20 protein-coding genes are annotated in these 22856 nt (G+C 67.9%); 10 read left to right on the top strand and 10 right to left on the bottom strand.

All coding sequences use genetic code 11. From position 1 onward, the window contains the following. Window positions 1-42: 42 nt before the first annotated feature. From STHE_RS07670 to STHE_RS07705, 8 genes are all read left to right on the top strand, one after another. On the top strand, window positions 43-447 hold the full coding sequence (locus tag STHE_RS07670) for a Fur family transcriptional regulator (RefSeq protein ID WP_148219932.1): 405 nt from the start codon (window positions 43-45) through the stop codon (window positions 445-447). Between the two features lie 127 nt (window positions 448-574). Beyond that, window positions 575-1363, top strand: coding sequence for a Fe-S cluster assembly ATPase SufC (sufC, locus tag STHE_RS07675; protein WP_012872004.1), 789 nt, complete (start codon window positions 575-577; stop codon window positions 1361-1363). A 27-nt stretch (window positions 1364-1390) separates the two neighbouring features. Beyond that, window positions 1391-2794 (top strand): Fe-S cluster assembly protein SufB, encoded by a 1404-nt coding sequence (gene sufB / locus STHE_RS07680; protein ID WP_012872005.1) that lies wholly within the window; start codon window positions 1391-1393, stop codon window positions 2792-2794. Between the two features lie 81 nt (window positions 2795-2875). Further along, window positions 2876-4207, top strand: coding sequence for a Fe-S cluster assembly protein SufD (gene sufD / locus STHE_RS07685; RefSeq protein ID WP_012872006.1), 1332 nt, complete (start codon window positions 2876-2878; stop codon window positions 4205-4207). Then, window positions 4204-5466: a cysteine desulfurase gene (locus STHE_RS07690; protein ID WP_012872007.1), complete on the top strand. Its 1263-nt coding sequence runs from the start codon at window positions 4204-4206 to the stop codon at window positions 5464-5466. Before sufD ends, STHE_RS07690 begins: the two co-directional genes overlap by 4 nt. Before the next feature lie 3 nt (window positions 5467-5469). Continuing rightward, on the top strand, window positions 5470-5853 hold the full coding sequence (gene sufU, locus STHE_RS07695; RefSeq protein ID WP_012872008.1) for a Fe-S cluster assembly sulfur transfer protein SufU: 384 nt from the start codon (window positions 5470-5472) through the stop codon (window positions 5851-5853). A gap of 59 nt (window positions 5854-5912) precedes the next feature. Beyond that, window positions 5913-6230 (top strand): metal-sulfur cluster assembly factor, encoded by a 318-nt coding sequence (locus STHE_RS07700; protein ID WP_012872009.1) that lies wholly within the window; start codon window positions 5913-5915, stop codon window positions 6228-6230. 256 nt (window positions 6231-6486) lie between these two features. After that, on the top strand, window positions 6487-7365 hold the full coding sequence (locus STHE_RS07705) for a polysaccharide deacetylase family protein (protein ID WP_012872010.1): 879 nt from the start codon (window positions 6487-6489) through the stop codon (window positions 7363-7365). A 312-nt stretch (window positions 7366-7677) separates the two neighbouring features. On the opposite strand, the gene STHE_RS07710 is transcribed toward STHE_RS07705, so the two are convergent. From STHE_RS07710 to STHE_RS07725, 4 genes are all read right to left on the bottom strand, one after another. Then, a complete protein-coding gene (locus STHE_RS07710; RefSeq protein WP_012872011.1) occupies window positions 7678-8217 on the bottom strand; it encodes a hypothetical protein in 540 nt (179 codons plus the stop codon). A gap of 269 nt (window positions 8218-8486) precedes the next feature. Beyond that, window positions 8487-9515, bottom strand: coding sequence for an LLM class flavin-dependent oxidoreductase (locus STHE_RS17900; RefSeq protein WP_012872012.1), 1029 nt, complete (start codon window positions 9513-9515; stop codon window positions 8487-8489). A 185-nt stretch (window positions 9516-9700) separates the two neighbouring features. Continuing rightward, window positions 9701-15031 (bottom strand): Ig-like domain-containing protein, encoded by a 5331-nt coding sequence (locus STHE_RS07720; RefSeq protein ID WP_012872013.1) that lies wholly within the window; start codon window positions 15029-15031, stop codon window positions 9701-9703. A gap of 24 nt (window positions 15032-15055) precedes the next feature. Continuing rightward, window positions 15056-15337 (bottom strand): hypothetical protein, encoded by a 282-nt coding sequence (locus STHE_RS07725; RefSeq protein ID WP_012872014.1) that lies wholly within the window; start codon window positions 15335-15337, stop codon window positions 15056-15058. A gap of 570 nt (window positions 15338-15907) precedes the next feature. On the opposite strand from STHE_RS07725, the gene STHE_RS07730 reads away from it, so the two are divergent. Continuing rightward, a complete protein-coding gene (locus STHE_RS07730) occupies window positions 15908-16858 on the top strand; it encodes an aldo/keto reductase (protein WP_012872015.1) in 951 nt (316 codons plus the stop codon). A gap of 38 nt (window positions 16859-16896) precedes the next feature. Beyond that, a complete protein-coding gene (locus STHE_RS07735; protein WP_012872016.1) occupies window positions 16897-17244 on the top strand; it encodes a carboxymuconolactone decarboxylase family protein in 348 nt (115 codons plus the stop codon). 173 nt (window positions 17245-17417) lie between these two features. Here the strand turns inward: STHE_RS07735 and STHE_RS07740 are convergent, their stop codons facing one another. The 6 genes from STHE_RS07740 to STHE_RS07765 all read right to left on the bottom strand — a co-directional run bounded on the left by STHE_RS07740 (window position 17418) and on the right by STHE_RS07765 (window position 22806). Further along, window positions 17418-18131, bottom strand: coding sequence for an ABC transporter ATP-binding protein (locus tag STHE_RS07740; RefSeq protein ID WP_012872017.1), 714 nt, complete (start codon window positions 18129-18131; stop codon window positions 17418-17420). 5 nt (window positions 18132-18136) lie between these two features. Next, complete coding sequence (locus tag STHE_RS07745) at window positions 18137-18847, bottom strand: ABC transporter ATP-binding protein (protein ID WP_012872018.1); 711 nt, start codon at window positions 18845-18847, stop codon at window positions 18137-18139. Beyond that, entirely contained in the window at window positions 18844-19839 is a 996-nt protein-coding gene (locus STHE_RS07750) for a branched-chain amino acid ABC transporter permease (RefSeq protein WP_012872019.1), read from the bottom strand. The genes STHE_RS07745 and STHE_RS07750 overlap by 4 nt, the downstream gene beginning before the upstream one ends. After that, entirely contained in the window at window positions 19839-20717 is an 879-nt protein-coding gene (locus STHE_RS07755; RefSeq protein WP_012872020.1) for a branched-chain amino acid ABC transporter permease, read from the bottom strand. Before STHE_RS07755 ends, STHE_RS07750 begins: the two co-directional genes overlap by 1 nt. Before the next feature lie 63 nt (window positions 20718-20780). Continuing rightward, complete coding sequence (locus STHE_RS07760) at window positions 20781-22184, bottom strand: amino acid ABC transporter substrate-binding protein (protein ID WP_012872021.1); 1404 nt, start codon at window positions 22182-22184, stop codon at window positions 20781-20783. Window positions 22185-22365: 181 nt separating this feature from the next. Further along, window positions 22366-22806 (bottom strand): hypothetical protein, encoded by a 441-nt coding sequence (locus STHE_RS07765; protein WP_012872022.1) that lies wholly within the window; start codon window positions 22804-22806, stop codon window positions 22366-22368. Window positions 22807-22856: the final 50 nt, after the last annotated feature.

The following is a 22856-nucleotide window of genomic DNA, read 5'->3' on the forward strand; positions in this document are numbered from 1 at the left end:
GCTAGGAGTCAGTCTCAGGTGCGGGGCGACCCGGGAATCCGGATGACAACCCAGCGGGCAGCGATCTTGGCCGAGGTGCAGGCTGCCGATGAGCATCTCACCGCGGGCGAGATCTTCGAGCGCGTCCGCCGCAAATACCCGACCATCGCGTACGGGACGGTGTACCGCACGCTGCACCTGCTGGCGGAGCGCGGCCTGATCCAGGAGTTCCCCTTCGGTGACCAGGCCAGTCGCTTCGACCGCCGCACCGACCGCCACGATCACGTCCACTGCACCTCCTGCGGGGCGCTGGTGGACGTCGACGTTCCGAGCGCAATCCTCGCGCGCCAGGTGGCGGCAGACCAGACCGGCTACGAGATCCACGGCCACCAAACCGTCTTCACCGGGATTTGTCCCGATTGCCAACGGTCGCGCCAGGACGGCAGAGACGGACGGGACAACGACTAGCGTCCCCACCGCCTGCCGCGGGTTCTGTGTGCGCCGATGGTATCGCATTTCGAAACCAATTGGTAGACTAATGGGGGAGCATCCGGCACGGGCCGGGGCGAGACAGTAGGAGGTATGAGGCGAGCCAATGAGCGACGCAAGCCCGCTGTTTGTCATTGAGAATCTCCACGCCGGGATCGAAGGGCAGGAGATCCTGCGCGGCGTCAACCTGACGATCAACCGGGGCGAGATCCACGCCCTGATGGGCCCGAACGGCTCGGGAAAGAGCACCCTGGCCTATGCGGTTGCCGGGCACCCCAACTACGAGGTGTACGAGGGCCGCGTCCTGTTCAAGGGCGAGAACGTCCTGGAGATGGGGCCGGACGAGCGGGCCCAGCTCGGCATGTTCCTCGCCTTCCAGTACCCGACCGCGATCCCTGGCGTCACGATGGCCAACTTCCTCCGCCTAGCCGTCAACTCGGTGCGCCAGGCGCGGGGGAACGGCGAGGGCAAGCCGCTCACGCCGCGCGAGTTCCGTCGCCTGCTGCGCGAGAAGATGGAGCTCCTGCGCATCGACGAGTCCTTCGCCAGCCGCTACCTGAACGAGGGCTTCTCCGGCGGCGAGAAGAAGCGGGCTGAGATCCTCCAGATGGCGATGCTCGAGCCGGAGTTCGCCATCCTGGACGAGACCGACTCCGGCCTCGACATCGACGCCCTGCGCACGGTGTCGGAGGGCGTGAACTCGATCTTCAACCCCAACATGGCCATGCTGCTGATCACGCACTACCAGCGCCTCCTGAACTACATCAAGCCGCACTTCGTGCACGTCATGCTCGACGGCCGCATCGTCGAGTCGGGCGGGCCGGAGCTGGCGGAGGCGCTCGAGGAGCGCGGGTACGACTGGCTCAAGGAGGAGTCCGAGGCGGTCGGCAGCTAGCCGTCGCTGCACCCATCAGAAGGGACGATGTTCATGGTTGCCAAGCCAGAGCTCGAATTCGAATACAAGTACGGATTCCGCGACGACGCCGAGCCGGTCTTCCGCTCCCGCAAGGGTCTGGACCGTGAGGTCGTGATCCAGATCTCGGAGATGAAGGGCGAGCCGGAGTGGATGCGGGACTTCCGGCTCAAGGCGCTGGAGTACTTCGAGAAGCGCCCGGTGCCCACCTGGGGCGCTGACCTGAGCGGCCTCAACTTCGACGATATCTACTACTACGTCCGCGCCAGCGAGCGCCAGGGCCGGAGCTGGGACGAGGTCCCCGAGTACATCAAGAAGACCTTCGACCGCCTGGGCATCCCCGAGGCCGAGCGGAAGTTCCTCGCCGGCGTCGGCGCGCAGTACGAGTCCGAGGTCGTCTATCACTCGCTGCGCGAGGACCTCGAGAAGATGGGCGTCATCTTCCTCGACATGGACTCGGCAGTGCGTGAGCACCCGGATCTGGTCAAGCAGTACTTCGGCACGATCATTCCGCCGAACGACAACAAGTTCGCCGCGCTCAACTCCGCGGTCTGGTCGGGCGGCTCCTTCGTCTACGTGCCGAAGGGCGTCAAGGTCGAGGTGCCGCTCCAGGCTTACTTCCGCATCAACTCGGAGAACATGGGCCAGTTCGAGCGGACGCTGATCATCGTCGACGAGGGCGCCTACGTCCACTACGTGGAGGGCTGCACCGCGCCGACCTACAGCACCGCCTCGCTGCACAGCGCAGTCGTCGAGATCATCGTCAAGGAAGGCGGTCGCTGCCGCTACACCACCATCCAGAACTGGTCGAAGAATGTCTACAACCTGGTGACCAAGCGCGCTGCGGCCTACAAGAACGCCACGATGGAGTGGGTCGACGGCAACCTCGGCTCGAAGGTCACCATGAAGTACCCGGCCGTGTGGCTGATGGAGCCGGGCGCCCGCGGTGAGGTCCTCTCGGTCGCCTTCGCGGCCGACGGCCAGCACCAGGACACCGGCGCCAAGATGGTGCACGTCGCGCCGCACACCTCCTCGCAGATCATCTCCAAGTCGATCTCGAAGGAGAGCGGGCGAGCCTCCTACCGAGGTCTGGTCAAGGTCCACAAGGGCGCGCACGACGTCAAGTCCAATGTGGTCTGCGACGCCTTGCTGCTCGATGAGACCAGCCGGACCGACACCTACCCCTACATGGAGATCGAGGAGGAGCGCGTCTCGATCGGCCACGAGGCCACGGTGAGCAAGGTCGCCGAGGAGCAGCTCTTCTACCTCCAGAGCCGCGGCATCAGCGAGGCCGATGCCATGAGCATGATCGTCAGCGGGTTCATCGAGCCGATCGCCAAGGAACTCCCGCTGGAGTACGCGGTCGAGCTGAACCGGCTGATCCAGCTCGAGATGGAGGGCTCCGTCGGGTAGGCGGCGCCGCTCGGTATCGACGACGCGGCATTCTGGCCCGGGGGCGGGCACCGCGGCCCGCCTCCGGACGTGAGGGAGAGCATGGAAGCAGTCAAGGACGTAACGAGAGGATTCACGCGCCGCGCGGTCGAGGAGCTCTCCTCGCTGCGCGGTGAGCCGGACTGGGTGCGCGAGAAGCGCCTGGCCGCATGGGAGGCCTACGAGGCCATCCCGATGCCCACCCGCACCGACGAGGAGTGGCGCTGCACCGACATTCGCCGCCTGCCCATTGGCGATGTCGCTCCCTACGCGACCCCCAACGGGCGGGTCGACTCGGTAGCGGCGCTGCAGCCGGAGGTGGCGGCCGTCCTCGGCGACGAGGAGCGCCGGGCCGGACTGACCGTCCAGGTCGACTCGAGCAGCGTCTTCAGCGAGCTCAGCGCCGACCTGGCCGAGCAGGGCGTTATCTTCTGCGACCTGGCCACCGCCATTGAGAAGTACCCGGACCTGGTCAAGCAGCACTTCATGACCGAGGCCGTTCCGGTCGACGACAATAAGTTCGCCGCGCTGCACGGGGCCTTCTGGAGCGGCGGCACGTTCGTCTACGTCCCGGCCGGGGTCCAGGTCGAGGTGCCGCTCTGGGCTCAGGTTTACGCCCATGCCGGTGTGGGCGTCTTCCCCCACACGCTGGTCGTGGCCGAGCAGGGCGCAAGCGTGGTGGTGATCGACGCCTGGAACTCCGAGACAAGCGACGAACCGACCATCGCCGCCGGGGTGGTCGAGATCATCGCCCGCGAGGAGGCGCAGGTCCGCTACATCCAGCTACAGGACTGGGGCCGCAACGTCTGGAACTTCGTCACCCAGCGCTCGCTGATCGCCCAGGACGCGGTGGTCAACAGCCTCAACGTCGGGCTCGGCTCCAAGCTGAGCAAGTCGTTCATCGCCGGACACCTCGTCGGCGCCGGTGCGTTGGCGGAGATGCTGGGTCTCTACTTCGCCGACGAGACGCAGCACCTCGACTTCCAGACGCGCCAGTGGCACATCTCTCCCTACGCCCAGAGCGACCTGCTCTTCAAGGGCGCCATCAAGGACCGGGCGCGCACCGTCTACTCGGGCATCATCAAGGTGTTCGAGGGAGCGCAGCGCACCGACGCGTACCAGGCGAACCGGAACCTCATCCTGAGCCGCACCGCACGAGCTGACACGATCCCCAACCTGGAGATCGGTGCCAACGATGTGCGCTGCACGCACGGCGCGACCGTCGGCCAGGTCGAGGAAGAGTACATCTTCTACCTGATGAGCCGCGGTATCGGCCGCACTGAGGCGGTCAAGCTCATCGTGGACGGCTTCTTCGACGAGGTGATCGAGCGGGTACCGGTACCCGAGGTCCAGGAGACCGTTCGGGCGGCGATCGCCCGGAAGATCGGGCTATGACAACCCAGTCGACGACCCCGCCAGGCACGTTCGATGCACGGAAGGTCAAGCAGGACTTCCCGATCCTGCAGCAGACCATCCACGGGAAGCCGCTGACCTACCTCGACAGTGCCGCGAGCTCGCAGAAGCCTTCGGTCGTCATCGAGGCGTTGGACGCGTACTACCGCGCGTCCAACGCCAACATCCACCGCGGCGTCTACTGGCTCAGCGAGCGAGCCACCGCGCTCTACGACGAGGCACGCGAGAAGGTCGCCCGCTTCATCAACGCTCCCGACGCCCGGAGCTGCGTCTTCGTCCGCAACGCAACCGAGGCGCTCAACCTGGTCGCCTACTCCTGGGGACGCGCCAATCTCGGCCCCGGAGACACGGTGGTCCTGACGCTCCTGGAGCACCACAGCAACATCGTCCCCTGGCAGATCATCACCGCCGAGCGCGGCGCCACGATCCGTTACGTCGACATCGACGACGACGGCCGGCTGCGCCTTGACCAGCTCGACCACTACCTGCGCACCGAGCGGGTCAAGCTCGTCGGCGTGACCCACGTCGCGAACGCGCTGGGGACGATCAACCCGGTCGCGGAGATCGCCGCCCGCGCCCACGCCGCCGGGGCGTTGGTGCTGGTCGATGGCGCGCAGAGCGTGCCGCACATGCCGGTCGACGTTCAGGCGCTCGACATCGACTTCCTGGTCTTCTCCGGCCATAAAATGCTCGGCCCCATGGGCATCGGCGTCCTCTGGGGTCGCCGGGAGATCCTGGAGGCCATGCCGCCCTTCCTCGGCGGCGGCGACATGATCCGTGAGGTCACCACCTGCGGCTCCACCTGGGCCGACCTGCCCGCCAAGTTCGAGGCAGGCACGCCCAGCGTCGGCGACGCCGTGGGGCTGGGTGCCGCCATCGACTACCTCACCGCGCTCGGCATGGACGCCGTCCGTGCCCACGAGCGGGAGATCGTCGCCTACGCCCTGGAGCGACTGGCGCAGGTGCCGGGCATCACCCTCTACGGCCCCACGGGCGAGGATCGCGCCGGGGTGGTCAGCTTCACTCTGGACGACATCCACCCCCACGACATCGCCAGCATCCTTGACAGCGAAGGGGTCGCCATCCGCGCCGGGCATCACTGTGCCCAGCCGCTCATGGACCGGCTCGGCGTGGTCGCCACGGCGCGCGCCAGCTTCTACGTTTACAATAGCGAGGAAGACGTCGACCGCCTGGCCGACGCGCTGCAGACCGTTCGGCGCATCTTTGGTCCAGGAGCGTGAGCCGTGGCAGATCTCTACCGCGAGAACATTCTCGACCACTACCGCAACCCGCGGAACTACGGCACCATCGAGAACGCCGACATCTCGTACGAGGACTCCAACCCCCTCTGCGGCGACCGCGTGCGCATCGACATGCGCATCGAAGACGGCAAGATCGTCGAGATCAAGTTCAGCGGGCGCGGGTGCGCCATCAGCCAGGCATCCGCGTCGATGCTCACCGAGATGGTAGAGGGCGCGGACCTCGACGAGATCCGCGAACTGAGCGCCCAGGACATCCTGGATGAACTCGGGGTGCCGATCAGCCCGGCCCGCGTCAAGTGCGCGCTGCTGGGACTCAAGGTGCTCAAGTCCGCCGCCTACGGGATCACCGACTGGCCGGAGCACTGAGCCACCACGCGACCCACGGGCGGCCACCGGGCTCGCCCTGAGGAACAGAGGAGCAGATCATGCCACACTTCACCGCCGACGACGTGCGCGAGCACCTGAAGACCGTGTACGACCCCGAGATCGGCATCAACATCGTCGATCTCGGCCTGATCTACGACATCGACCTCACCGAGCGCGACGATAAGACCGACGTGCTGGTGACCATGACCCTCACGTCAATGGGCTGCCCGCTCGGCCCGATCATCATGCAGGAACTCACACGCGCCCTCGACGGGCTACCCAACCTGGGCGAGGTCGATGTCAACCTCGTCTGGAGCCCGCCCTGGACCCCGGACATGATGTCCGAGGAAGCCAAGGACGAGCTCGGCATCTGGTAGCCCGACACGTACGCCGGCACTCCACACCGCCCGGCCGCGTGGCCGGGCGTTCCCGTGCCCGCAGCCCACGCCACTTCGCCTGAGAGCAACCGTGCCGGCCTCGAGTGGCGTCCGCAGGCACAGGAGCCGGCAACGATACTGGCGCTCATTGGTGCGGCCTCCGCGCAACGTTCTTGCGAGCCCATGCGTCGAAGACGTAGCGGCCGGTGTGGGTCCACCGAGACCGACCGCGTCGCCGCCCTGGGAAGGGATCACGATGTCGATTCGCACGCGCACCATCGCTCTCGCCCTGTTCCTGGCACTCCTGGGCACCGCCCTCGCCGCCTGCAGCACTCCCGGCGGGACCGAACCCACGCCCACCGTGTCCCCGGCCGCGACGGCAACAGCCGAGCCTACCAGCGCGGCGCAGCCCAGCCCAACGCCGGAGCCGACCCCGTCACCTACCGCGACCCTGGCGCCCACCCCAACGCCGAGCCCGTTCCCGACGCCGACACCGCCCCAACCGGCCGAGCCGATCACCATCGCGCGTGCCGACACCACCGAGAAGATCGTCGCGCTCACCTTCGACGCCGGGGCTGATAGCGGGTATGTCGACGAGATCCTCGACACACTCGCACGCGAGGGGATCCACGCCACCTTCGGCATGACCGGCGCCTGGGCCGAGCAGTACCCCGACGCGGTCCGCCGCATCGTGGCCGAAGGCCATCAGATGATCAATCACACCTACGACCATCCCTCCTTCACTGGCTTCTCCACCAACCAGCCGCCGCTGAGCCGCGAGGAGCGAATCGCCACCCTCCAGCGCACCGAAGACGTGATCCGGCAGATCGTCGACTACGACATGCGGCCCTACTTCCGCCCACCCTACGGCGACTACGACGACTCGGTCATGGCCGACATCGCCGAGGCGGGTTACACCGTCAATGTCCTCTGGAGCGTGGACAGCCTGGGGTGGAACGGCCTGACGGCGGAGGAGATCGCGGAGCGCTGCGTCACGATGACCGAGCCCGGCGGGATCATCCTGATGCACGTCGGCTCCCAGTCGCAGGACGCCGCCGCGCTGCCCGACATCATTGCCCGCCTCCGCGCCGACGGCTACCGCTTCGTCACCATCCGGGACATGGTCGGGCGATAGGCACGCTCCGCCGCCGGGAGGGGACGCTGCCGCCATCTATCCCCGCTCGGCGGACATCGCCCGGCAGGGATGGGGCTCCACGCTTCGATGGAGTCAGCGGCGGTGGCAGGTGCCCGGGGGTTCACCCCCGGGCACCTGCCGGGCGGCCGGGCCGCTACGCCCGGCGGCTCTCGTCCCAAGGCCGTTACAACGGCAAGGCGGCGGTCGGCGGAAGCGAAAGATCTCGGACGAGAACGGAGTGGTTGCTCCCGACAAGCAGCAGTGGCGGCTCACACCGAGTGAACCGCCACCGTGAGGTTCCGAGTCGGCACGCTAGCCGTGCTGCTCCGGATGCTCCTCGGACGCGGCGCTCGGCTGCTGCGTGGTCCCGGTCGGCTCGGGGCCGCCCTCGGGCTGCTCGGCACCGGAGCGGCCGGTCTCCTGCTCCAGCCGCTGGACCAGCGTGTCCAACTGCCGGTTCAGCGTGCGCAGCGCCTGCAACGCCGCCACACGCGCCTCGGCGAGCGACCGCTCCGACGCTTCCCGCGTTACCTGCGCCGCCCGCGTCCGCTGCTCCTCTGTCTCCGACGCCACGCGCCGCAGCACGCGGTCCAGCCGATCGGCTGCATCGCGCAGGTCGTCGCGCAGGTTGCGGACCGCTGCCTCTTCTTCCGCGCCACGCTCGCTGCCCCACGCGGCGCGGAACGCCATCGCCAGCCGATTGGCCAATTCCCGGAGCTGCTCACCCACCTCGCGCCAGGCTTCCGATAGGCTGCGACCCTCATCTCCGCGCGTCGCCGGCTCAGGTGTAGCGGGCGTCGCAGGTACCGGCATCTGCTCCTCACCCTGCTGCTCTCGTCGCTCTTCGTCCATGTGTTACCTCCTGGATGTGAACCCGCGACGAAACTCGTTCCTACGCAGGGAATCGCACACTCCCGGCCAGCGTTTGTGGGGACCATGCGTCATACGTCATGCGTGATGCGTGATCCGTGTTCCGTGTTCCGTGTTCCGTGATCTGTTCTGCTCCCCTCTCCCCTGGTGGGCTCCGTTCGAGAGGGGCCAGGGGTGAGGGGGACGCATGACGCATGACGCATGACGACTCATGCACTACGCACTAGGCACCACGCAACACGCATCTCGCCTCACACCATCTCCTTCACCCGCGGCGCGACCTCGGTCGCGAACAGGCGGATCGTGCGCTCGACCCGTTCTGGCTCGACGGAGGTAAGCCACGGGTTGGCCAGGAAGACGTCGAGCATGAGCGTCCGCGCGGTTTCGGCGATGACCCGCGCGCACGTCTCCGGCCCGCCGCCGATGACGACCTGCCGCTCCTTCAGCCGCGCGACCGCCTGCCGCGCCTCGCCGCGCGTCATTCTCGTCTTCTGTACCTGCGCGATCTGCCGAGGGCTGGCCGCGAACGCCTCTCCGGCCGCCATCACGTCGCGTGTCATCTCCTCATCGGCCGCGGCGTCGTTCTCGGCGATGTACAGGTGCCGCATCAACGCCAGCCGCTGGGACGGCTTCGGCTCCGGCTGCTTCTTCAACGTCGCGCGATAGACGGCGCAGGGACCGAGGAGCTGGTCGGCCGGCTGGAAGCCGACCGCGAGCGACAGCCCGTTGTTGGCGCACCATTGGGCTGCCATCGGGTCGTTTCCGGCGTACCAGAGGGGTGGATGTGGGCGCTGTACCGGTGGATCGACGTACAGTCCATGGAACCGGTACGCCGTGCCGGGATGGTCGAACGGCTCTCCACGCCAAGCCCGCTGCATCAGGACGATGCCCTCCATCATGAGGAGCTGGCGCCGGTTTGGGTCGATCCCGAGCGCGACCAGCTCCTCCGGCCGGTGGCCCAGCCCAACCCCGACCTCCATCCGCCCACGGCTTAGGTGGTCGAGCATGCTGACCTCCTCGGCCAGCCGCGCCGGGTTGTGCAGCGGGATGGTGTACGCGAGCGTCCCGAGCCGGATGCGCGTCGTGCGCGCGGCGAGGGCGCCGAGCCAGACGCTTGGGGTCGGGGTGCGGTAGTGCGGCATGTAGTGGCGCTCGGCGACGAAGTAGTAGTCCAGCCCGAGCTGGTCGGCCACCTCCACCGCACGAAGGTGCTCCGCGTAGGCCTGCCCCGAGGGCACGTCCGGCAGCACCTGCATGATGTCGAAGAGCCCAAACTGCACCGCACGCCTCCCTGCGCTCCAGCCTCGTGTCACCCCGCCCAGGCACGTTGACTATAACCCGGATCATTCCGCCGGGCGACGCCGCTGTCGCACAAACGAAGCGGGCCGCCGGGGAATCCCCGGCAGCCCGCCGCCGTGTCTGCCTCAGCCGCGCTCGCCCACGGCTGAAGCCGCGAAGCGTGTGGCTACGGCCCCCAGGTGACCGTTACGGACTTTTCGACCTCGCCGATGGTCGGATTCAGTGCAGAGTCGCCATCCAGGTTGAGCCGAACCGTGAACGTGATCTCCCCAGCGTCAGTCTTTTCTGCCCATCCCGTTGCGGTCGCTACCTCCGGATCCCCGGCGCACTCCCATTTGACGAAAGCCACCGAGCTCCGGCGGGGATTCTGCTCGAACAGCAGCTTCTCGCCGAGTACGGTGGGTTGCCCCGCGTCGAACAGTGCCGAGCACTGGAACCCGGTGATCGTGGCGCGCAGGTCCACGCGCGAGTTCGTCGAGGCGGTGATGGGCTCTGATGAAGTCCAGGTGCTCCCGTTGGTCGAGGCCTCGAACGTGACCTCCGGCTCCCACACGATCCGGATCGTTGCGGTCTTGCCGTCGACCGTCACGGCCCAGTCGTCGTACCCCGCCTGCTCGCCCGTGAAGGTCCCGCTGAAGCCGCCAGTGCCACCAGTCGTGCCGGTCAGCTGGCACTCGCCGCTGCTACAGCCTGCTTGGCCATGATGTGCTGTGCCACCGGTGGTCTGGATCGTTACGGTCTGGTTCGGAATCCCGTTCCCCTTCGCGTCGCGCACGATGACGCGGAACTCCACCGTGTCGTTCCACGGGCTTAGGAACTCCGTCTCGACCCACTGGTCACTCGTAGCGCCACTCTTCCGCGCATCGAGCGTCACCGTTGCCACCGCACCCGGCGACCAGGTAACGGCCAGATCGTTGCTGATCTCCGCCCCGCCGGCAGGGGTGAACTTCGCCGTCCAGGTCTCGGTCCCGGCCAGGTTGCCGTCGAGCAGCAGCGTCGCCTTCCCGTCGATCACCGTGACGACGTAGGAGTCGTCAGGTTCCGCGGTCCCCTGCGGGGTGGACTTCGGGGACGCCACGCTGAACACGACGGTCCCGCTGTCGATCCAGTCCGCCACCGTGGCCCCGGCGTAGAGCGTCGCCGTCAGCTCGACGTTCGTGTCGTCGGCGGACGGGTTCTCCTTCGACACGGACAGGGTGATGCTGTCCGGTGCCGGGCCCGTCCACGTGATCTGCAGCGGATTGGACACGATCACCGAGCCGCCATCACCGCTGGCCAGGGCCCACAGCGTGTCGGTCTTCTCCGCGGAATCCGTGGCACCGGTATAGGTCAGGCTGGCCATCCCCGTGGCGCCGGTGGTCGCCGTCAGATCGACCGTGTTGCGGCTGCCCGGCACGCTCATCAGCCGCACTTCGGTGTCGGGAACCGCGTTGCCGCCCTGATCCTTCAGCGTCGCGGTCACCGTCACATCCGCACCCGCGGTCGGCGGGTTCGGCGCGAACGTCAACTCGATCGTCGCGACCGGGCCCGGCTCCCACACGACCGTCCGCTGAACTTCGGTCTCGGGGAGCGAGTCGACCGTAACTGTGATGGTATCGGTCCCGCTCACGAGCACGTCTTTGTAGTCGAAGATCACCCGGCCGTTTCGGTTACTCGTGCCACTGTGCAGGGGGTCGGGCGGAGTCACGCCCTCGCGGGTGGTCCCCGTCAGCTTGAAGGTGACGGTCTGGTCCTTGACCGGGTTGCCGAACTCGTCCAGCACGGTCGCGACCAGGCGGGCGGTACCGCCGACCTGCCGCGTGATGGTGCCTTCGGGCGTCACCAGCAGCTGCGCCGCCGGGCCAGCCACCCAGGTGACGGTCACCTGGTCCGCGTCCACGTCGCCGACGACGCTGCCGTCGACCACGAGCTGCGCCTGCCACTGGTCCTGCCCGGCCTTGGTGCCGGTGTACTGGAATTGGGCCTCGCCATTCAAGAGGTCCACCTCGTCGCCAGCGTTGCTGTTGGCGGGCGTACCGGTCTGGGAGAAACGGATCTTCCCCACCTGGCCGGTGACGACGTTGTCCCACTGGTCCTTGACGGTCGCCGTGAGCGTCACCGCTGTGCCGGCCGTGGCGGTGTGGTCAGTCTGGTCCGTCGTCAGCAGGATGTGATGCGCTGCCGCGCTGCCCCAGGTCACGGTGACGGGAGCAGACGGCTGGCCTGACAGCCCGTCGAACGTCGCCTGCCAGTGATCGACGCCGGTCTTGGTGCCGCCGGTGAAGTACCAGGTCGCCTGGCCGTTGGTCAGGTCCGCCGTGCCCGTCGCGCCCTTGTGGATGCTCGACTGATTCGTATCAACGTCGACGTCGACGGTCTCGAACGTCACCGTGCCGGACGCGTTGGTGACCGGGTTTCCGTTGGCGTCGAGGACCTTGGCGGTGAGCTTGATCTGCCCGTTCACCGACGGGTTGGTGTCGTCGACCTCGAGGGCTACCTTGTCGGCCGGGCCCGCAAGACAGGTCACCGTCACCTCGTTGGAGTCGACGCCGCCGTAGGTCGCCTTCCAGGTCTGATCGCCGGCCTCCGTCTGATTGGGGCCGTAGGCGCGCACTGCGACGCCGTTCACGGCGACCGCCTTGCGGGAGCGACCGACGTTCGATCCTTGCGTGACGACGAACGTCACCTCGTCGTCTTTGTCGACCGTGTTGCCGTAGGTATCCTGCAGCGTTGCCGTGAACTGAACTCTGCTGCCTACGGTCTGGCTCGTCCGGTCGACCGTCAGCGCGATCTTGGTGAAGTCGCCCGGCTGCCAGACGATCGTGACCGGGTTGGAGGTGATCGCGTCGCGAACCGCCTCCCAGACGTCCTGGCCGACGCTCGTTTCGCTAACCGTGAATATCGCGACGCCGGCCGTCACGTCTTTATAGCCGCTCTGTGGATGAACCGCACCGGCCTGCGTGCGGAAGAAGATCTTCTCGCCGTTGTCCCCGAACCAGTCGACCACGTTGTCGTACACGTCGTAGACGGTCGCGACCAGGGTGACCTGCTCGCCCGCCTTCGGGCTGGTCTTGTCGTCCTGGACCGTCAGGCCGATGCGGTGCGGGTTCCCGGCGCGCCACACGACGTCGACGCCGGCGCTGGGTCCGTCCGCGATCGACGCCGTCCAGTGGTCGGTGCCGGTGCCCTGCGGCGTGTCGTCGGTGAACTGGTAGGTCGCGACGCCGCTGGCGTTGGTCGGCGCCTGGCCCCCCGCGTCGTCATGCACGTCGTCGGCGCCGGTGGTCGCGAAGCTGACCGTCAGGTTCGGGATCGGGTTCCCGTGCTTGTCCTTGACCGTCGCAGTGAAGGTCACTTTGTCGCCGACGGTCGGGGTCTTCTTGTCGACCTCGAGCGTCAGGCTGTCGGGCGCACCCGGCTTCCACGTAACCGTCAGCTCGGAGGACGACGCCGTGCCAGCGGTCGCCTTCCAGCGGTCGATGCCCGCCTTGGTCTTGCCGGTGAACGCCAGCGTCGCCTTCCCGAGGGTATCGCCGGACGTGCCGGTGTTCGCCTTCTGGTTCTCGCTCGGGTGGACGCTGGTCGAGTCGGTGGTGAAGGCGACCTCCACGCCCGGCACGAGGTTCTCGTACTGGTCCTTGACCGTCGCGGTGAAGGTCACCGTCTCTTCGACCTGCGGCTCGTCCTTGTCGACCGTCAGGTCCACGGACTTCGGCGCGCCGGCGGTCCATTCGATCTCGATCTCGCCGGACACCGGGCCGGCCGTGGCGGTGGCCGTGACCTTGTCCTTGCCGACCTTCTGCTGCTTGTACTTGAAGGTGGCCTTGCCCTGGCCGTCGGTCGTCGCTGAACCGATCCCCTGGTTGGCGAGACCGGTGGTCTCGACGACGAAGTTCACGTTGGTGTTGGCCACCGGGCGGCCCAGGTGGTCGGTCACCGTTGCGGTGATGGTGACCTCGTCGTCCACCGAGAGCTTGGTGGCGCTCGCCTCGACCTTGACCGCGGCGGGCGCCGAGGTCGGCTCGCCGCCCTTCCACGGCGCCATCACCTGCAGGCTGCCGTCCGAGGCGAGCAGCAGGTAGCCGCAGCCGGTCTCGGTGCAGACGAGGCGGAACTGGCCGAGCGGGTTGACCACGTTGAAGACCGCGCCGCCGTCCTCAACCACATCGTAGTTGACCACGTTCGACACGGCGGTCACAACGCCCGCCCCGGAGGAGGTCTGGACGACCGCCGAGGTCGTCTGGCCGTCTCCCAGGCCGGCGATCTCCGGCGCGTAGATAAGCGCGGTGCCGCGGGCCGGCAGGTTAAAGGGAACCGTCGCCTGCGGGGCTCCCACCGCGTTGTAGAAGGTCACGTTGCCGAACGCGTTCTGCCCGCTGGGGTTGAACAGGTTCAGGCCCGAGGTATCACCGCTGGCGCCGTCGTACAGACCCTTCTGGAAGAGCGGGATGCCCAGCGCGCCGGTGCGCGCCGCGCCCGCCCGGGCGTTGGCCGGGATGGCCAGGAAGGCCATCGCCTCACCGGTCTCGTACTTGACCTCGTCCACCACCGCGTGGAACGGCTGGGAGGCGGAGAGGACGGCGGTGCCGAAGTCGTTCGCGGCGAGCGTGCTCACCTCGGGGATGTAGACGTACTCCATGCCGCGCGCGGCGATGTTGCGGGAGTACGTCCCGAGGGGGCTACCGTCACGGCCATAGACCTCGACGGTGACGGTGTTGGACGAATCAGACAGGTTGGCGATGTTGATGCCGGTGTTCCAGCCGTTGTAGTTGTGGAACACCAGCGGAGCGAACAGCGTGTAGGTGCCGCCACCGACCGGCTCGTAGTCGGCCGCGCCGCCGTCCGCGAGGTCGTCACCATCCATGTCGACCTCCACGTACGGCAGCGGGGTGGCGGTGTTCGTCAGCGCCATCTGGGTCTCGGCCTTGACGCGGGTGGCGCTGGCGACCATGGCGTGCGAGGAGGAGATCATGACCGAGCCGACGAACGCGCCGGTGTAGCCGTTGTTGGCCAGGGTGCTGCCGACGTCGATCGTCGTCGTGGTGCCGCGCGGCACGTTGACCGTGATCGGGCCGATGGTGGTGCCGCTGGCCGCGCTGCTGCCAAAGAAGGTGAGCTGGGCGGTCGACGATCCGGAGCCGGAGGCGTCGATGTTGGTGATGTGGATGACGGTCTCCCAGCCGAACCAGCCGGCCTGAACGATCGGGAGGAAGCTGCGACCGTCGAACTCAAGCTCGCGGGCGACGTCAGCCGGCAGGCCCTCAAGGAAGGCATCGAGGTCGTTGCAGTCGGTCGCGGAGCCGGAGCAGATCGTGCTGCTGGAGCCCCAGGCGACGTCGGCCTGCGGGATGCCGGCGTAGCCGTCTACCATGGCCATGGTGCCGTCGGTGACGCCGCGGAAGGCGCTGCTGGCCGGGGCGGCCTGCTTGACCACACCGGTGATCCGCGGCGGAGCGGCCTTACCGGAGGACGACTGCCAGGTGGCGTTCACCGCGATGCCACCACCCCCGGCGGGCACTCCCAACTCCGCGGCCGTGAAGGTCTACGAGCCCAGGCCCTGCAGTGTCACGGAGAACCCGCCACTACCGGGTGCCGCGGTGGTGGCAAAGCGCAACGTAACGGGCTCTGCCTCGAGGTTCTGGACGGTGACGGATCCGTACCACGGACCCGTGTCGCCGATCGACGAGCCGTTCGGTACGAACGGGAAGAACAGCCACTGACTCGGCTGACCGGCCGCCCGTGCGCCGGGCAACCCGCTGACGCCGGAAAGCACAAAGCCAAACACCAGCGCCATGCCGAGTACGAGGGTCACCAACCGTCGCAACTTTGGATCTCCTCCCTGGCCCGAGGCGTCGTCCCCGCGCCTCCGGATCTCGCTTCACCAGCCCCAGTCGCGCCCGCCCACGCCCGCCGCGGCAAGGCCAGCCGCACGGCGGTGTGATAGGCCCATGGAGCCAAGCACAATGGCAGTCCGATGGTAATGCAATGTTCTACTCGTCGTCAAGTACTACTGTGCAGAAATCATATGGTTATGTCGATGATCGAGGATGGCGATGTTCGGCATCATTGCACTGATAGGTTGTAGCGGATAGTTTCTGTCACCACACCGAATACCCGTGACACGCCTGTTGCTTATGAGCGAAGAGCTGTCGGGCCGAGCAGTAGGCGCCGGGCGCGTGGCACGCAGCATCGGGCGCGGGGTCGGGATGGCCCATTCCGGCGCGGATGGCCTCCGGACGCCCGACTGGACACCCGGATCGACGGGCCAGATCCCTCGTCCCACTTGAGCGCTGCCCCGCACCCGGCTACAGTGGACGCGGCACAGCGCGGGGCACGACTACAGGCCCCGGCGCGCGTTTCAACCGGCATCCGCATGAGACGGAGGTACAGGACTATGGAGTACCGGCGCCTGGGTTCGAGCGGCCTGTTCGTCTCGGCCATTGGGCTCGGCGGCAATACGTTTGGACGATTCTGCGACGCCGATCAGACGGCCCGGATTGTCCACCAGGCGCTCGATCTGGGCGTCAACTTCATCGACACGGCCGATCTGTACTCGAACGGCGTCTCGGAGGAGTACATCGGCCGAGCCATCGCCGACCGGCGGGACAAGGTGATCCTGGCGACCAAGACCGGGTTCCCGCTCGGTGAGGGGCCGAACGACAAGGGGCTCTCCCGGCGCCGCATCGTAGCGAGCCTGGAGGCGAGCCTGCGCCGCCTGGGGACCGACTACGTGGATGTCTACTACCTCCACCTCCCCGACCCCTCAACGCCGATCGAGGAGAGCCTGCGGACCCTCGACGACCTCGCCCGCGCAGGCAAGATCCGCTACGCAGCCTGCTCGAACTACGCGGGCTGGCAGATCGCCGACATGGTCGGGATCTGCGAGCGGCGTGGCTATGTCAAGCCGGTCGTCAGTCAGTCGCTCTACAACATTCTCGACCGCGGCATCGAGGCGGAGGTCATTCCGGCCTGCACCCACTACGGGATGAGCGTGGTGCCCTACGCGCCGCTGGCAGGTGGGTTCCTGACCGGCAAGTACCGGCGGGGCGAGCCGGTGCCGGCCGGGACGCGCGGCGCGGCGAGCGAGGCGTGGCAGCAGCAGCGGCTGACCGAGCGGAACTTCAACGCGCTGGAGGCGCTGGAGGGCTTTGCGAAGGAGCACGGGCACACGGTCGCCGAGCTGGCGATGGCCTGGCTGCTGGCCCAACCGGTCGTCTGCTCGATCATCCCGGGCGCGACGAGCCCGGAGCAGGTCAAAGCCAACGTGGCCGCCGGGGAATGGAAGCTGAACGCCGACGACCTGGCCGAGATCGATCGGCGCCTCGAGGCCGCCGGCGCGCTGTAAGTCGCCGGCATGAGCTCGCTAGGGGACAGGAGCGCAGCATGACCACGCGGCTGGACGAGTTCCGGGCCTACCGGGAGCGGATGAACGCGCGCATCGCGGAGATTGACCACCTGGGGATCAAGCGGTTCTTCAGCCTCGATTCGGGAGCCTACCGCGACGGCGCACTCGACGGGCGTACCAAGGAGCTGCTCGGACTGGTGGCCTCGACCGTCCTGCGCTGCAACGACTGCATCGACTACCACCTCGACCAGTGCGTCAAGGCCGGGTGGTCCGACGAGGAGATCTACGACGCGCTGAATGTGGCGCTGGTGGTCGGCGGCAGCATCGTCATCCCGCACCTGCGCCACGCCGTCGAGACGCTCGACCTTCTCCGTGCCGAACAGTAAGCCCAGGAGCGCCGGTGTCTTCGCCGGTCCTTCGTGCCCGCGTCATGCGCGAGGACGATGCGGCCGGCGAGGATACCCGCGCCCCCGGGACGAGGACGGGCGAGGCACCACCCGCCTGCCGCGCTCCCGTCCACAGTCTCACGGAACACGGAACACGCAACACGCAATACGCACTACGCACCCGCCGCCCCGAGGTAGAGTTCCATGATCTGCCGGTCATCGCGCAGGTCGGCCGGCGTGCCCTGCCAGCGGTTGGCGCCGCCGACCAGGATGTAGCACACGTCGGCGATGCGCAGCGCCTCGCGGATGTTCTGCTCCACCATGAGGATGCCCACGCCCCGCTCGCGCAGGGCAGCCACGCGCTCCAGCGTCTCGGCCACGAGCCTGGGTGACAGCCCGGCCGAGGGCTCGTCGAGCAGAAGAAACCGCGGGCGGCTCACCAGGGCGCGGGCGATCGCGAGTTGCATCTGTTCCCCACCGCTTAGGTTCCCGGCGGCGACGTTTCGGCGGCGGGCGAGCGCGGGGTACTCGTCGAGGAGTTGGTTCACACGCTCCTCCACCTCGCGCGTCGAATCGAGCACGTACCCGCCCAGCCGCAGGTTCTCCAGCACCGTCAGTTGCGGGAAGACCCCGCCTCCCTGGGGCATCAGCGTCACGCCCCGACGGACCACCTGATGCGCCGGGAGACCGGTCAGATCCTGTTCGTCGAGCCAGATCTTGCCTTCCCACAACGGTAGGAGACCGGCGACCGCCTTGACCAACGTGCTCTTCCCACTGCCGTTCGGACCGAAGACGGCGGTGATCTGCCCGGGCGCCGCCTCGATCGAGACGTCATGCAGCACGGCGAGCCTGCCGTAGCCGGTGACCGCCCCCTCGACGCGCAGCATCGCCGTCAGACCCCCCTCCCCAGGTAGGCCTCCATCACGTGCGGGTCCGCGGCGATCTCGTCGAAGGTGCCCGTGGCGACGACCTGACCGAAGTCCATGACGACGATGCGGTCGCAGATCGTGCGGACCAGCTCCATGTCGTGCTCGATCACGAGGAAGGTGGTGCCCGCGTCGCGCAGCTCACGGACCGCGCTGAGGATGACCTCCCGCAGCCGCGGGTGGACGCCTGCCGTGACCTCGTCCAGCAGGATGAGCCGCGGGTCGCGCATCAGCACCCGCCCCAACTCCAGCAGCTTCTGTTGACCGCCGGAGAGGTTGTCGGCACGCTCGTCCCGCACGTGGTCCAGGGTTAGCAGGTGGAGCACCTCGTCCGCGCGGCGCGGTGCCCCCCGCCAGTCCCCCTCCACCGCGGCGGCGAGCAGGTTCTCGTAGGCGGTGAGGTGCTGGAACAGGGTGGGGATCTGGAAGGTTCGCCCCACGCCCAGCCGGGCGATGCGGTACGGTCGCCACCCGGTGATGTCCTGCGACTGGAACAGGATCCGCCCGGTATCCGGCCGGTACACCCCGGTGATGAGGTTGAAGAGCGTGCTCTTGCCGCTCCCGTTCGGGCCGATGATGCCGACGATCTCACCCGGGGCGACCGTCAGGCTGACGCCGTCGACCGCCTGGATCCCGCCGAAGGCGCGCGACACCTGGTCGAGCTCCAGCACGCTCATGGTTTCTCCTCCGCCGTGCCGGTCCGAGGTGACAGACGTCCCATCTGGCGCGCCAGTGCCCGCACGAGCCGCAGGCGTCGGGTGCCCGGCCAGAGGCTCACCAGCCCGTCCGGGAGGAAGAGGACCACCGCCGCGATCACGGCGCCCAGGATGGCGATGTAGGCCGTGGTGTTGGCCCACTCCGTCCAGATGATCCGGTTGACCAGGTACATGCTGACCGCGCCGATGGCCGGTCCCCAGAAGTGCCCCAGCCCGCCGAGCAGCACCATCACCACCATCTGGTCAGCGATGTAGGCCCCGAGGACGCTGGTGGGGTTGATGAAGGTGATCCAGTAGGCATAGATGCTGCCGAAAGCCGCCGGGATCGCCGCGCTGAGGACGAACGCCTGGATCTTCACCAGCGTCGTGTTGATCCCCAGGCTCTCGGCCGCCACCTCGCTGTCGCGCACCGCTTTGAGCCGGTAGCCGAAGCGCGAGCGTTCCAGCAGGAAGTAGCTGGCCCCGTAGGTCACGACCGCTGCGACGAGCATCGCGTAGAAGAAGAACCGCTCGTCGAGGAGCGGCGGGAGCGTCAGACCCGCGGTCCCGCCGGTGATGTCGAGAATGTTCGCCAGTTGCAGCAGCATCTCGGCGAAGGCCCAGGTGGCGATCGCGAAGTAGGCGCCGCGCAGCCGCAGGGTCGGCCAGCCGATCAGCGCCGCCACGACCGACGCGGCCACCACCCCGACCAGGAGCGCCACGCCGAACGGCAGGCCGTAGCGGTTGCCCATCAGAATCCCGGCTGCGTAGGCTCCGATGCCGAAGAACGCCGAGTGGCCGAAGCTGATGTAGCCCGCATAGCCGCCGATGATGTTCCAGGCGCAGGCCAGCCCGGCCCACATCAGGATCCCGGTCGCGATGCGCAGCCAGTAGGGGTCCAGCACGAACGGCAGGCTGGCCAGCACGGCGAGGCCGAGCAGGACGGGCGCGATGCGTGGCACGGCCGCTCCCATCACACCCGCGCTCCCCGGCGCAGCAGGCCGTGCGGCGAGACGACGAGGGCCAGGTAGAGGACGCCGAACACGATCAGGTAGGTGTAGCTGCCCCCGACGTAGACCGCCGACAGCGCCTCCAGGATGCCCAGGAACAGGCCGGCGGCCAGCACGCCGCTGATCGAGCCCAGACCGGCCAGCACCACCACGAAGAAGGCGAAGAGCGTGTAGCGGATGCCCACCTCAGCGTTGACCGAATAGATCGCCGCCATCAGCACGCCGACCATTCCGGTCAACGCGGCGTAGAGGGCGTAGACGATGGCGCTGACACGTTTGACGTCGATCCCCATCAACCCCGCGGTCTGCCGGTTCTGTGCGACCGCGCGGATGGCGAGCCCCAGCCTGGTGCGGTAGAGGAAGATCAGAAAGGCGGCGATGACGAGGAGCGCGAAGGCGAAGGCGACGACCCGCAGCCCCGGGAGCGCGATCTGCCCGAGCATGAAGGTCTGCTGCCCCACCTGGGTGGTGACCGTGCGCGTGTTGAACCCGAGCAGCGTCAGGGTCGACCCGCGCATAATGAGCGAGATGCCGAAGGTGAAGGCCAGCGCCATCAGGGCCGGTCTGGCGTAGCTGCCGCTCCGCACCCGGTAGATCAGCGGCGCCAGCAGGTAACCCGCGACGCCGAACACCAGGAAGGCAACGGGCAAGAGGAAGAACGGGTCGACGCCCAGCCACTGCCAGAGGTAGAAGCCGAGGAAGCCCCCGAGCATCACCCACTCGCCCACCGCGAAGTCGACCACGTCGAGGACACCGAACGCCAGTGCGAAGCCGATCGCGATCCCGACGTAGAGCCCGCCGATCAGCACCCCATTGGCGATCGTCTGCAGCAGCAGCGTCATCTGAACGCTCATCCAGACGCGGAGCGCCGCCACGATCCTGCGCCCCGCGCGATCACGGGCGACTCACCGCTCGTTCCAGGCCGGTAGCGGATAGATCATCTCCGCCGTGGCGGCGTCGGACGGTCCCACCGCGACGACCGCACCATCCTGGATCTGAACCAGCACCGGAGTTGGCGCCGTGTTGTCGTGGAAGTGGTCGCCCTCGGTCTCGAAGCGGATCGGCCCGTAGAAGGTGGTGATGTCGGTCTCCTCCAGCAGGTCACGCAGCCGCACCCGATCCTCCTCGGAGTACGGCGGCGGCGTGCCGAGCCGCGCCAGGGCATCGGCGAGCACCAGCCCGCTGGCCGAGCAAGCCGCCTCGGTGTAGTCGGGCGCGGTGCCCCAGCGCTCTTGGGCAGCCTGGAAGTACTCCTCGGCGGTGCCGAACACCTCGTCCTCGTAGGACACGTCCGGCGTCCAGACCACAAGGCCAAAGACGCCTTCGGCGTCCTCGCTCAGGTTCGCGGCGAAGTCCGGTACCGTCACCCCGTAGTGCATGATGATCGCCTTCGGGGCGAAGTTGAGCGACTTTGCCGCCCGGACGAAGTTGATCAGGATCTCCTCGTGCCCGCCGACCGCGACGATGTCAGGGTCGGTCGCGGCCACGCCGCTGACGAGCGGCGTCAGGTCGGCGTTCGGCGGGAAGAACTCCTCCCGCGTGATGGTGAGCCCGGCCTCGCGTGCTCCGGCCAGGAAACCCTCGGCGGCCTCCTTGGAGAAGGGCTCATCGGCCCCGAGGATCGCCGCGCTTGTGGGCTTCGGGTCGGCCTGATCCAGGATCACCTGGAGCGCCTTACCCGCGGTGAGGTCGACGGAGGGAATGATGCCGAACGTGTACTGTGGCTGCGCCTTCCAGACGTTGGGCGACTCAGCCGAGCCGGCGATCATCGGTACCTTGTACTTGTCGCAAATGGGCGCGACAGCGAGCGTCACGCCGCTCGTGTAGGGGCCGAAGATGACGTCGACCTGATCCTGGGTGATGAGCCGCTCGGCACCGTCGGCCCCGGTGGCGGGCTGGCTCTGGTCGTCGGCGTAGAACATCTGGACCGGGTAGCGCTGGCCCCCGATCTCGACGCCACCCTGCGCGTTGACCGTTTCGGCCCAAAAGTCATAGCCTCGCCGCGTGAGGTTCCCGCCGAAGACATCGTCGCCGGAGAGCGAGGTGACGACGCCGACCTTGATCGCGGGACCGCCCGCTGCCGGGGAGCCCGCCCCGGGGCTGGCCGCGGTCGTGCCGCCGGGCGCCGCGCCGCCGCCGGGTGCGCTGGTCGGCGCCGCTTCCCCGCCCCCGCAGGCGGCCAGAATCCACCCGATCGCGGGCATCGAGAGCCCCAACGCCAGACCCCGCCGGATGATCTGCCGGCGGCTGTAGCGCCGTGTCCGCGCCTCTTCGATCAGTGCTACGAGCCGAGCATCGCGATGTGCCATGGCCTCGCTCCTCCTCACGCCCGCACGCTTGAGCCACGATCTGGCGCTGGAAACCAACAGTGCCCGGTATACTAACTATTTCTGCGCTGGAAACACGGTAGCGATCGGTGATCGGCTTGTCAAGGACCACTGCGGCAACGATTCGGCCCAGTCGCCGCGCGAATCGCACGCAGCCGCCCCCCTAAGCCCGCACCGCACGCATTTTCTTCCTGCGGATGCGCGCAAGCTGTCTGCGGACACCTCGCCCTCGTCCACGCCGGTCGGTGCGCATCGCGGCGACCCAGGCGCCGATCAGGATCACCTCGCCGAGAGCATCCAGCAGGTAGATCGGGGAGATCCGGCGGCGAGCGACGTAGACGACATCGATGGCCGCCAGCCCGGCCGCGCTCCCGACGGCCAGCAGGCGAACCTCGGGGGACACGCGACGCCGCAGCCCGGCCAGCATCAACACCCCGCCGACCACCGTGATCAGCGCGCCTACCGTCTTGACCAGCCAGCCGTCCACCTTCGGGCCGGTGACGGCCATGAAGGTGCGCAGGCTGACGAGCGGCCAGATGCCGGTCGGCAGGTAGTACAGCGCCTGGAGGATCGAGATCATCGATTGCCGGTCGGCTGGCTGCATGGTTCACCCCTTCAGCGGCCTCTCCCGGCGCACGGGAGCGGGCGATACCG

It is taken from the genome of Sphaerobacter thermophilus DSM 20745, assembly GCF_000024985.1.
Lineage (GTDB): Bacteria > Chloroflexota > Chloroflexia > Thermomicrobiales > Thermomicrobiaceae > Sphaerobacter > Sphaerobacter thermophilus.

Excerpts from the sequence above, each read along its gene's own strand:
- STHE_RS07670 (WP_148219932.1), top strand. The coding sequence starts at position 43 with ATGACAACCCAGCGGGCAGCGATCTTGGCCGAGGTGCAGGCTGCCGAT.
- sufC (WP_012872004.1), top strand. The coding sequence starts at position 575 with ATGAGCGACGCAAGCCCGCTGTTTGTCATTGAGAATCTCCACGCCGGG.
- sufB (WP_012872005.1), top strand. The coding sequence starts at position 1,391 with ATGTTCATGGTTGCCAAGCCAGAGCTCGAATTCGAATACAAGTACGGA.
- sufD (WP_012872006.1), top strand. The coding sequence starts at position 2,876 with ATGGAAGCAGTCAAGGACGTAACGAGAGGATTCACGCGCCGCGCGGTC.
- STHE_RS07690 (WP_012872007.1), top strand. The coding sequence starts at position 4,204 with ATGACAACCCAGTCGACGACCCCGCCAGGCACGTTCGATGCACGGAAG.
- STHE_RS07700 (WP_012872009.1), top strand. The coding sequence starts at position 5,913 with ATGCCACACTTCACCGCCGACGACGTGCGCGAGCACCTGAAGACCGTG.
- STHE_RS07705 (WP_012872010.1), top strand. The coding sequence starts at position 6,487 with ATGTCGATTCGCACGCGCACCATCGCTCTCGCCCTGTTCCTGGCACTC.
- STHE_RS07710 (WP_012872011.1), bottom strand. The coding sequence starts at position 8,217 with ATGGACGAAGAGCGACGAGAGCAGCAGGGTGAGGAGCAGATGCCGGTA.
- STHE_RS07730 (WP_012872015.1), top strand. The coding sequence starts at position 15,908 with ATGGAGTACCGGCGCCTGGGTTCGAGCGGCCTGTTCGTCTCGGCCATT.
- STHE_RS07735 (WP_012872016.1), top strand. The coding sequence starts at position 16,897 with ATGACCACGCGGCTGGACGAGTTCCGGGCCTACCGGGAGCGGATGAAC.
- STHE_RS07740 (WP_012872017.1), bottom strand. The coding sequence starts at position 18,131 with ATGCTGCGCGTCGAGGGGGCGGTCACCGGCTACGGCAGGCTCGCCGTG.
- STHE_RS07745 (WP_012872018.1), bottom strand. The coding sequence starts at position 18,847 with ATGAGCGTGCTGGAGCTCGACCAGGTGTCGCGCGCCTTCGGCGGGATC.
- STHE_RS07750 (WP_012872019.1), bottom strand. The coding sequence starts at position 19,839 with ATGGGAGCGGCCGTGCCACGCATCGCGCCCGTCCTGCTCGGCCTCGCC.
- STHE_RS07755 (WP_012872020.1), bottom strand. The coding sequence starts at position 20,717 with ATGACGCTGCTGCTGCAGACGATCGCCAATGGGGTGCTGATCGGCGGG.
- STHE_RS07760 (WP_012872021.1), bottom strand. The coding sequence starts at position 22,184 with ATGGCACATCGCGATGCTCGGCTCGTAGCACTGATCGAAGAGGCGCGG.
- STHE_RS07765 (WP_012872022.1), bottom strand. The coding sequence starts at position 22,806 with ATGCAGCCAGCCGACCGGCAATCGATGATCTCGATCCTCCAGGCGCTG.